Raw genomic sequence first — 9,793 nt, forward strand, 5'->3', positions numbered from 1 at the left:
ACTTCCTGCCATGAGGCGATGGTTATACTCGGCGTAATTTTGTCGATTGTTACGCGCGCTTTTTGTACAATACTGCCAACCGTTCCCGTGCTGGTGATAGTGCGCAGCTGCCCGCCCTGCGATGCGACGGTGAATGTGCAGCTTCCGGCGCCAAGTGTAAGTGTATCACTTCCCGTGTAGGATGAGCTGTTTTTGATGCGCGCAAGCGCTTCTTCAATGCATGCATCGCGCAGTGCGCCACTCTGTGCTGATTGTTCTTCAGTAAAGCTCTGCCGCGTGGCATCGGTGCCGGAGAGGAGAAGCGCAACGGCAACCGCCATGCCGATAGCGCCAACAATGATAACAGCGATCAGTGAAACAAAGCCTCTAGTAGCGTAACGCAGCGGAAGAAGCGAAATTTTTGGAGAAATTATATTCATACACAGATGACTGACTGATACTTTCTAAGGTAAATGATATGCGAAGAACACCTGGCGTTGTTGAGCGTGAAAGATTGGTGAATAGCGGATTGGTAACAGCTGTATGTGAGTCGGTAAGAAACACGGAAGTCTGCGCCCCTTCTGTAATGCGGAGGCGCCCAGCCGAAACATCAATAACTGTTGGATCTTTGGCGGCATCGGTGACTTCAAGTGTTAGAGCATTACCGCTTGTGCCGACTGCGGGAGAAGTGATCTCTTCTGCATTTCGCACAAGTTGTGCAATGTATTGCGACGCGCTTGCGCCCTGCTGTTCGACACCGGCAATCTGCTGGGCTTTCAGGCGCGATGAAACAATGGTGATATAAAAATCAGAAATCGCAACGGCAAGAATGCCGACAATCGATACGGAAATAAGAAGTTCAAGAAGCGTAAATCCTTTTTTAAACTTTTTTTTCATAGCATTACGGCGCTGCAAAGACCATGAATTCTTCAGCATTAAGATTGCTAACGCCATATGTTTTATTATGCAATTCGTCATATGCCACGCCATTGATCGTACTATTACTACTGATGTTCACCGTTCCAATAATCGAACTATTGGTCAGATCGGCAATGTCCACGACCGCAAGCTCTGCATTGCCTGCAGCCGTGCCAGCAAACACAAGGGTATTGGCAGTGCCAAGCGAAAGGTCATTCACCGTGCCACTTACGTTGGTGGTTCCAAAAGTTGACGGTATGGCCGAGTTTGCAACATTCATAATATACAGCGTATTTCCCTGTCCCATTAAGACGGCTGTTCCAAATCCGGCAATTGTCAGCGCGTCGGTATTGCCCGGTAAGTCGAATGATCCAATGAGCGATGGCACAGCCGGCGCCGTGATGTCTATGATTTGCAACTCTTGAGTGTTATGTCCGGAAGCAACATATGCTCGATTGCCGATGGCTGCAATTTCAAATCCGGTTGCGCTTAAGTTGAGCGATCCCAGAAGTGTCGGCGATGCGGGATTGGCGGCATTGATGATGATGAGTTCATCCGAAGAGCTTGATTCGCGGACAAGATATATGGTGCTTCCGACTGCAAAAACCCCTTGCGCGTTGGCGCCATTGCTTGCATTGTATGTGCCTACTACGGTTGGAGAAGTTGGCGTGGAGATATCAATAATCTGTAATTCTTGGCTATCGGCTGTCGACGCAATATATGCATAGGAACCGGAGATAGCGATATTTTTCGGATTACCTGTCAGAGTAAGCGATGCGGCGACCGTAGGGTTCGCGGGATTAGAAATATCCACCACAACAAAATCTGGCGATCCATTTGCACGTACGACGTAGGCATAGTTTCCACTCCATTGGACTTTGATGCCGTCTTCAGTGCCGGACACATTAAGACTGGATTGTTTGAATGGATTGAGCCATGAAATGACGCTTGCAAGCCAGTTTGTCATGCGCGTGGTAAGTGTTACGGTTCCGGGTCGTTGGGCGTTTTGTTGCCATGTGATAGTGGACGCAATGTCTTTTGTAGTGTCATTGACCGGCGCAATGGTGATTTGGCGGGTAAATGCATCGGTTGAGTCTTGGGTTCCGGAAAAGCTCCATTGATTGCCCACAATCGCAAGGCCATGAGCGCCATCACCGAGATTGGCAAAGCCTTCATCGTGGATATTGCGGGTTGCTTCCAAGCCTTCCTGTGCCAGAAGGATTGCGCGATTGCGTTTTCCCGATACCGCTAGTGATTCTTGTCCGGAAATAGCTGCTATCACAAATGTGCTGATGACAAGCACCAACAATGCTCCGGCAAGTATGGCTTCGATAAGTACAAATCCACGTGATACTTCCTTTATCATAGTTTAATAATCAATCATACCCTTGGCATTGATGGTAATCGTTCGCTGTTCATTGGTTTTTGATGTGAGGGTAATACTTCCTGTTTGCGCAGGATCACCGGTGCGTTTTGCGAAAGTGAGTTCCCCAAGACCTGAGGGAGCGAGTGTTTGGGGAATGTCGGTTGCTTCGTCGTATGACGCATCGCGGCTCGCATAGGATGCGCCTTTAAACAGTACAAATGTCGATTGTTGAATGGACACTCCCCATTGGGCATCGCCGTCAGCTGCACGCGCTTTTGTGCGGGCGGAGTGGAGTGTTTGGATAATAGAATTGCGCACAGTATCCAAATCGTTGCGCTGTTGAGCCGGGATATCCAGTGTAATGGCTCCCACGGCAATAACGGCAATAATAGCTATGGCGAGCATGAGCTCTAGAAGTGTGAAGCCTGAATGTAAATGGCGTTTCATACTGAATCAAAAAAACGTTAAACCGTAAAACTCTTCACCTCGGGTAATTGTCTGTCGGGTCGTGTAGTTTTCTGCTAAAAACCCACTCTTACTCGCCCCGTCGGGCTCCGTAGGACCCTTCAGACAAATACCCCACGGGAGAGTTTTACAATAGGAAGTGAAGGGTATACATAAGTATATCATGACAGGGGACTTTCTGTAATTAGTCAAGACAGCACTTGACAAATTTTACCGTTCATGTATAGTAGTAGTATCGTACGCTGGAAACATGGGTTTCTGGCATTTCACTAGGGGAGGTAAGCGCACATGAAGCGCGGCACCATGGTTGGCGTAGCCGCAATCGCAGTCGGAGTCATCGGCGGCGCAGTCGGCTACTACTACACGACCCAGAAACCCCCGCCGGTCGCGGCGGTGGTTCAGCCCAAACCCGAGATGCCAGCCATGCCGGAAGGTGTGGGCGGCGTCATCGTCAAGGGCATTCCTGTCAATACCAACACCAAACCCCAAGTCAAGAAGACAGAGGTGGTCAGCGACCCGCTGCCGCCAAAGTTCAACGACAAGGGTCAGCGGATGTACGTGGACATCCGCTGGAAGTCCGACCTCCTGGCGCAGATCATCTTCTTGGGGCCGCACCTCGGCGTGGTTCCTGGTAAGGGGTTCTGCAAACTCATGCCACTCGTGGTATCGGATCCGGCGCGTCCCTTCGCCAACACCGAAGGCAAGTGGACGTCGACGAACCCGCCTACCTACGAACTTTGGCCGCGGGATGGCAAATCTCCGCTGCCGAAGGAGTTCCGACCGGTCTATGTCCGGAACGGCAAGTGGTACTTCGCAGACCTCGAGCGGGGCTACATCAACGACGCGCAAGTCGTCGTAGTCAAGCCGCTCCCTGGTGCGAAGAATCAAGTCGCATGGATCCAGATCGGTCCGAAGGCACCACCCGCGCTCAAGCACTAGAGTGCGGGTCTCGAACAGACCCAAGTGCAGCCTCGGCAAACCATGTCGAGGCCTTTTTAATTTGACAGAAACACCAATGTACTATATTATAATACTATAATATATTAACTTCTTAAAAAGCTATGGGGCTTCTTACGGTGCCGCTTACAGCGCAATTGACTAAAAAAGTAGGGGAATTGGTCCGTCAAGGAAAGGCCGCAAATAAAGCAGACCTTGCCCGCCGTGCATTGCAGCACTATATCGAGGAGCATGCTGTGCTTGATGTGTTACTTGCCGAGCAGGAGATGCGCGATGGCAAAGTGTTGCGAGGAGATCTCGATGCATTGGCTGCCAAATTATGAACGTAAGCTACACGCCAACGTTTGTTCGCATATACAAAACTTTCCCCAAAGAACTTCAAGAAGAAATCAAAGAAAAAATTACACTTTTTCAACGAGATTCAAAACACCCATTTCTCAAAACCCACAAACTCAAAGGCGCGCTTCGGGGGCGATGGAGTTTTTCAGTTAATTTTGAATACAGGATTGTTTTTGTGTATGCGTCTTCCGATGAAGCAGTATTTCTCGTGTGTGGCGACCACGGCGTGTACACTTGACATTTTCAAAAAATCGCACTATCATTGCATCAAATGTTGCACGTAAACAATGAGCCAGATTGAAGATCTAAGTATTCTGGATCGCATTGAACAAGTTGGAGAACTACGGTTCTTTTCAAATCAAAACCAATCCTTTCCGGTGCTTCAAATACTGCGCGCACAAACGCCGCATGCATTTGTCAAATCACTCAGTGAAGTTACCGATAAGAGCGACAAGAACTATTGGGAAAAACTCCGTAAACAACTCTATGGCCCCGGAGTTATAGTGGGAATGGACGGATGCAGATTTGTACTTCACGGAAGCTTGTCGTTATTCAGTGATGTTAACGGGGAGATAATCTCATTTCACAATAATGCATTCACGGCTGCGTATGTGAACGAGCTGCTAGCGCTTGGGTGGAATACCAATGAGATCTTTATGCAGCAACTTGCTACCTTCTTGCCCTTTCCTGAAACGCTTGTCGGAAGGTATGAGGTTGCAGGGTTCATGATGCGTCTTCTCGACGATAAGACCGGTATCCGTACCATGCTTGCCGATCTGCCGGAAACCCAGCAAGCAAATAGGATATTTGAGATCGTCCACAACACTCACAGCGCCTGACACTGTGAGTTTTTTACTTTAGTAATCTTGACAGGAACAGAAAATCATGGTTAACTGCGCCATACCGTACATTCATGATGAGCGAAAACGCATTGAAGCTATCGATTCCCCATTGTGTAGACAGTATTATATTGGCAGTTACCGTGACGATTCAAGAGCTGAATCAACCATCGCGCGCAGGAGGATTTGTATCCCTCTTCGATTTCTTTGACCCTGCGCCACATCTTATTCTCAAGGTCGGATCGTTCGAGCAGTCCGAACCTGGGCGCGGAGAGGCATGCTTCAACTACAGCCAAGAAAAAGGAAGGCGCCTCCAGCAGTACCCCGACCATGTCAGTAGTTTTCAGAGCCGTAATCCCGATGAGAAAAAGTGGGGCGGAGCGGTGCGTGGCAATAGGGTCATCCTTTCTTTTTCGGGTTTACCAGAGATACTCGATGAACTTGCGATGGTTCGCGCCGGGCTAGAACTCGGACTCTTTCCGGATTACGACCGTATTCGCAAGATCGCAGATGCCAGCGACAACGCCATGATTCGTGACATTCTCGCCAGTTTCGCAGCGTAAGATTACCCTATAGTCCCTTCCGAGGGACTTTTTTAATACGGCACACTTGCATTTTTACCAAAAATCTCTAAGGTGATCCAAGACGTACCTTACAATGACAGCTAAAAGCATTGCACTTTTGGGACATGGCACCATAGGTTCAGAATTCTATCGGCAGTACCGTCTGAATCGCGATTATTATGCACGGCTGACGGGGACCGATGTCAGCATTGTTTGCGTAGCTGTCCGCGATCCGTCAAAGCATACTGAATCCGTACCCGAGAACATGCTTGTGACGGATATCGATGAGGCAGTAAAGAATCCCCGCATTGGCATAGTTGTGAGTGTGCTTGGCAATGAGGAGGCCGAATATTACGCTATCAAAACAGCGCTTGAGCATGGCAAGATCGTTGTTACCGCCAATAAGAAAGTTCTTGCAAAATATTGGCACGAGCTTGGCAAGCATATCTATCCGTTTGGTAACAAACTCCTGTTTGAAGCCGCTGTGTGCGCAGGTATTCAGATTATTGACAATTTGTTGAATCGTTATCTTCCTAATTATTTCAGTTGCTGCGAAGGCATTGTGAATGGCACGACCAACTATATTTTTACACAGATGATGGAGAGGGGATGGCCGTTTGCCAAAGCCTTAAAAGTGGCGCAGCGGTTGGGATATGCGGAGCCGGATCCAACTGATGACGTGGAAGGGCACGATGCCGCATACAAGCTTTCGATCCTTGCATCGCTGGCATATTCTACCCATATTCCGCCTGATTCCATTCATCGAGAAGGTATGACGGCGAAGAAGGGTTTGGGCGCGATCAAAGAGGAGGATTGGTTCTATGCTAAAAAGTATGGTAGCGCGTTTAAGCTTATCGCTTCGGCACGAGTTCTTGATGGTGCGGTCCATCCATGGGTTGCACCGGCGTATGTGCCCGCGTATCATTTGCTGCGCAATGTTGGCGGATCTCTGAACGGACTCTATCTGAAAAGCGAACCGCTTGGTGAAACACAGCTTGTAGGCAGGGGTGCCGGTCCCGGACCGACAGCAAGTTCGCTTTGGTCTGATGTTCTCACCGCGCTTACTCGAACGCCAACCGAGCGCATGCAAGACAATTCCTGGTCGGGATATGCCGTTGCCGGATCGGACGAATATATGAGTTGCCATTACATTCGCATGAGCGTACACAACAGGAAGGGCGTACTTGGATCGATCGGTAGCATCTTTGCCAATCACGGCGTGAGTGTTGAACAATTTATTCAACCCCATGAGGGCAAAGGAGAAGGAGAGGAAGAAATGATCACTCTCACCGAGCCAAGCAATCAACGCCATCTGCGCCGCGCTCTCGATGAAATACGAAAAGAGGATTATTGCATAGGCATCGGGACCGTCCTTCACGCAGTCAATTAGAAGCAAAATCTACACCGCTCTCATTGATAGGGCGGTTTTTTATTGCCAGTTAACGGTAAGCATCCTTTCGATCACGAAACGAGTAGAGAACGACGTCATTTTTTATAATGTCATAGCGAATTCGATAATCACCGATGCGGAGCCGGAAGATACCTTCTCCGACTTTTAATCCCTGAAGCTTTCGGATGTTATGATGTCCAGATCGGTTGTAGGGATCTGATTCAAGAATGCTTTGCGCATTTTCGACGATGAGCTTGAGACGCAGATTTTTCTTAAGAGAATGTTTAACATCCCGTACAAATAGGGAGGTGGTATGAAGTTGGTAGGGTGTGGCCATAACGCAGTATTTCTACGGCGTTTTAAGGAAGACTTGAAAGAAGTTTTTTGAGTGGTTTTGTTTTTTTTCGCTTATATTCCTCGTAGCCTTTTTGAATATCATTACGCAGCGAAGGATTTGATACCTCCAGCCAATCTTCAAAATCTTCAATACCGAGAATACCGGCAACGGGAATACCGCCCTTTTCCAAAAGAAAGGATTTTTTTTGAAGATAAGCCTGCTTAATGACACTTCCAAGATTCACGCGTGCTTTTGTAACTGGCATTGAACGCAGTTGTGTTGTATTGCGCATACTATTGATAGATATTGATTAAAAGTGATTAATACTCATCAATAGTGAGTATAAATAGAGTGCGCACGAGTGTCAATGAATATACGATGTCTGTCATGGAAATATACTTGACTTTTATTAATAAAAGAGATAGCGTAGAACATGAAAAAGACCATGCACATTCATACGTTCTTTGTTAATGCCCATGCTTAACACACCAAGTGCTACCGGCGCATCGACAGCAAGCGGAACCGGAACATTACCTGTATTGGCAGATGCACAAACCGGCTATCTCGATCCCGCGCCTGGATCTACCGATGCGCAGCATCGTGCGGATGAGGAATTGGAAAAACCGGAAAAAGATCCTCCGCTTCCTCCTCCACCTCCTCCGTTGCCGCCCGGACCATCACGGGAAAGGGACTATAGCTCAGGCGATGAGACTTGGGATGATGAAAGCAGATTATCGGAGCCTTTTGGAGCTCTACCTGAAGGCTTGCCACCTACACCAGATACCTTCAGCATAGCAGCTTCAATAGCTGAATTGGGGAATCTCCCTGATATACCAGAAAGGTTGCAAGAAATATATCGAGCTCAAGAAGGCAAGCTCATGAAAGAGCTTGCTGCATTCGAGCACGCACTAGAGAACGAAGCGGATGCCGGACGCCTCCAACAACTTTTGGATGCTCTTGAAATTTTTCGCAAAGCATTTGAGCACGGTGTTGGAGCGCATCATTATCGGCACCTCACCTCAGCGGTTCTTGGGCGGGATTACAAACAAATTGCACTGTACATGAAAGTACTCAAAGAGCTTATCGACTTCAAAGAGGCGTAACAGCGCCACTCTAACCACCCAACAATTGGGTGGATTTTTTTTGAGATGAAGTGTTGACAGGACGGATGCTTTTGATATAGTTTCATTCTCGTACATTAAGAATGGCAAACGAAATTTATCGCGATCAAGAGTGTGAAGACCGTGCGTATCGTGCAGCAGACTACATTTTTAAGCGACTAGGGAAACCTATTTTCCCAATAAAACCCCTCTGTCTCGTATTGGGGAGTGGGTGGGGGAAGTCCGTTCAGCTAGAAAATGAAATTGGAATCCCGTTCGGACACATCCCCGGACTTGATGGTATTCCGAAAAAAGAAGGCCATGAGCATATGTTGAAATACGGCCTCCTTGCAGGTGTTCCTGTCTTTGTTCTGAGTGGGCGGGCGCATATGAATGCGGCGACCATGCATCCTGAAGCACTTATTCCGCAAAAAGTGCGGTTGCAAACCGAGATGCTTTTGGTTCCTCCACTGGGAATTGAAACATTTATCGTGACCAATGCAGCGGGCGGATCACAGAAGGGAATCGAGGTTGGGCGCATTATCGTCGCTGACGGATTTTGTTCTCGGTACGCGATACTTCCTCTCACCGGCAATGAACATGTAGATCCCGAAGGCGTTCTCGATGAAGAACTCGCCAAAGAAGCAATGCTTGCCGCTCATGATATTGGGTTGACCGCAACACGTGGTGGCTACGCTATGATGATGGGTCCGCACTTTGAATCGCGCAAATATGACAAAGAGCAAGTTGCGCGAGGAGGAGTCGCGGCTCTTGGCATGAGCACTGTGCAGGAGGCATCGACACTTGCCCTGTATAAGAAAGAAGAAGATGGGCCACCGAGGATGGTCGCAATCTCATTCATCTCGAACAATAGCACCGAAAAGCATTCTGATGATGAGATACGTCGGCGCATTGAAAAGGCCTCTCCGCGACTAAAGCCCTTCCTTGAGCTTCTTGTCCAGCGAGTTGGTTTGCCGCGGCACATGCAACTAGCGAAGGAACCCTAATCCCAAAAGACCCCGAGTGTTACGACCGGGGTATTTTTTATGGTTGATGTTTTTTAATTGCATTTTCTTTGGCATGTTCGACCGTGCCACGAGCAATATAATGCTTGATGAGAGATTGATACGGCACATTGAGTTCGTTGGATTGCTCTTTGATGCGCATAAGCAAAAATTCAGGAATACGGATAGAGATTGATCGCGAGGTCGGCTTGAGGTTCGGAAAAGAAACAAATTCGAAATCTTCCGGATCTGCATATTGGGATAGATCGATTTTTGACCAATATGCGCGCTCGCGATCCTCATTGTTATATTTTGGAGGATGTATCCTTTTTTTCATAGAGATGGCTCTCCTTATGATTAAGTGGCCGCGCTGAAATAATGCGCATGGTATGTTTGCGTATCGTGAAAGCAATAAACAAAACAATACCCTTTTTTGTTTTTCCCAAGAGGATATAGCGCTCTTCGTCTCCGGAATGAATAATATCGCGGAGAATTTTTCTTTTTTCATCGAAAAAAGCTTCTTCGCATTCCCCATC

At 48.0% G+C, this 9,793-nt stretch carries 16 protein-coding genes; 8 read left to right on the forward strand and 8 right to left on the reverse strand.

Annotation, left to right across the window (positions count from 1 at the left end; all coding sequences use genetic code 11):
- From AAB400_03470 to AAB400_03485, 4 genes are all read right to left on the reverse strand, one after another.
- On the reverse strand, positions 1-419 hold a 419-nt coding region (locus tag AAB400_03470), incomplete at its 3' end, for a hypothetical protein (GenBank protein MEK7648951.1).
- Positions 367-876, reverse strand: a complete 510-nt coding sequence (locus AAB400_03475) for a type II secretion system protein (GenBank protein MEK7648952.1) — start codon at positions 874-876, stop codon at positions 367-369. The genes AAB400_03475 and AAB400_03470, both read right to left, overlap by 53 nt.
- A 4-nt stretch (positions 877-880) precedes the next feature.
- Positions 881-2,263, reverse strand: coding sequence for a hypothetical protein (locus AAB400_03480; GenBank protein ID MEK7648953.1), 1,383 nt, complete (start codon positions 2,261-2,263; stop codon positions 881-883).
- A 3-nt stretch (positions 2,264-2,266) separates the two neighbouring features.
- Positions 2,267-2,710: a prepilin-type N-terminal cleavage/methylation domain-containing protein gene (locus AAB400_03485; GenBank protein MEK7648954.1), complete on the reverse strand. Its 444-nt coding sequence runs from the start codon at positions 2,708-2,710 to the stop codon at positions 2,267-2,269.
- A gap of 306 nt (positions 2,711-3,016) precedes the next feature.
- On the opposite strand from AAB400_03485, the gene AAB400_03490 reads away from it, so the two are divergent.
- The 6 genes from AAB400_03490 (at position 3,017) to AAB400_03515 (ending at position 6,816) form a co-directional block, all read left to right on the forward strand.
- Positions 3,017-3,667 carry a hypothetical protein gene (locus AAB400_03490; protein ID MEK7648955.1) on the forward strand — a complete coding sequence of 217 codons (651 nt, stop codon included), beginning with the start codon at positions 3,017-3,019 and terminating at the stop codon, positions 3,665-3,667.
- A 122-nt stretch (positions 3,668-3,789) separates the two neighbouring features.
- Complete coding sequence (locus AAB400_03495) at positions 3,790-4,008, forward strand: hypothetical protein (GenBank protein MEK7648956.1); 219 nt, start codon at positions 3,790-3,792, stop codon at positions 4,006-4,008.
- Positions 4,005-4,262 carry a type II toxin-antitoxin system mRNA interferase toxin, RelE/StbE family gene (locus AAB400_03500; GenBank protein ID MEK7648957.1) on the forward strand — a complete coding sequence of 86 codons (258 nt, stop codon included), beginning with the start codon at positions 4,005-4,007 and terminating at the stop codon, positions 4,260-4,262. The genes AAB400_03495 and AAB400_03500 overlap by 4 nt, the downstream gene beginning before the upstream one ends.
- 49 nt (positions 4,263-4,311) lie before the next feature.
- Positions 4,312-4,863, forward strand: a complete 552-nt coding sequence (locus AAB400_03505) for a hypothetical protein (protein MEK7648958.1) — start codon at positions 4,312-4,314, stop codon at positions 4,861-4,863.
- Between the two features lie 74 nt (positions 4,864-4,937).
- Positions 4,938-5,426 (forward strand): hypothetical protein, encoded by a 489-nt coding sequence (locus tag AAB400_03510; protein MEK7648959.1) that lies wholly within the window; start codon positions 4,938-4,940, stop codon positions 5,424-5,426.
- A gap of 94 nt (positions 5,427-5,520) precedes the next feature.
- On the forward strand, positions 5,521-6,816 hold the full coding sequence (locus AAB400_03515; protein ID MEK7648960.1) for a homoserine dehydrogenase: 1,296 nt from the start codon (positions 5,521-5,523) through the stop codon (positions 6,814-6,816).
- Between the two features lie 49 nt (positions 6,817-6,865).
- On the opposite strand, the gene AAB400_03520 is transcribed toward AAB400_03515, so the two are convergent.
- Both AAB400_03520 and AAB400_03525 read right to left on the reverse strand, forming a co-directional pair.
- Positions 6,866-7,153, reverse strand: coding sequence for a type II toxin-antitoxin system RelE/ParE family toxin (locus AAB400_03520; protein MEK7648961.1), 288 nt, complete (start codon positions 7,151-7,153; stop codon positions 6,866-6,868).
- A 22-nt stretch (positions 7,154-7,175) separates the two neighbouring features.
- Positions 7,176-7,445, reverse strand: coding sequence for a hypothetical protein (locus AAB400_03525; protein ID MEK7648962.1), 270 nt, complete (start codon positions 7,443-7,445; stop codon positions 7,176-7,178).
- A gap of 184 nt (positions 7,446-7,629) precedes the next feature.
- Between AAB400_03525 and AAB400_03530 the strand changes: the two genes are divergently transcribed.
- Complete coding sequence (locus tag AAB400_03530; protein MEK7648963.1) at positions 7,630-8,256, forward strand: hypothetical protein; 627 nt, start codon at positions 7,630-7,632, stop codon at positions 8,254-8,256.
- Between the two features lie 101 nt (positions 8,257-8,357).
- The gene (locus AAB400_03535; GenBank protein MEK7648964.1) at positions 8,358-9,260 is read left to right on the forward strand and encodes a hypothetical protein; all 903 of its coding nucleotides are present in this window, start codon (positions 8,358-8,360) and stop codon (positions 9,258-9,260) included.
- A gap of 37 nt (positions 9,261-9,297) precedes the next feature.
- Here AAB400_03535 and AAB400_03540 read toward each other — a convergent pair whose 3' ends face one another.
- Together AAB400_03540 and AAB400_03545 are read right to left on the reverse strand one after the other, a co-directional pair.
- The gene (locus AAB400_03540) at positions 9,298-9,594 is read right to left on the reverse strand and encodes a BrnA antitoxin family protein (protein MEK7648965.1); all 297 of its coding nucleotides are present in this window, start codon (positions 9,592-9,594) and stop codon (positions 9,298-9,300) included.
- The coding region (locus AAB400_03545; GenBank protein ID MEK7648966.1) for a BrnT family toxin at positions 9,563-9,793 on the reverse strand (231 nt) is incomplete at its 5' end. The genes AAB400_03545 and AAB400_03540, both read right to left, overlap by 32 nt.

It is taken from the genome of Patescibacteria group bacterium (genome assembly GCA_038065255.1).
In the GTDB taxonomy this organism is placed as follows: domain Bacteria; phylum Patescibacteriota; class Patescibacteriia; order JACQRZ01; family JACQRZ01; genus JBBTRI01.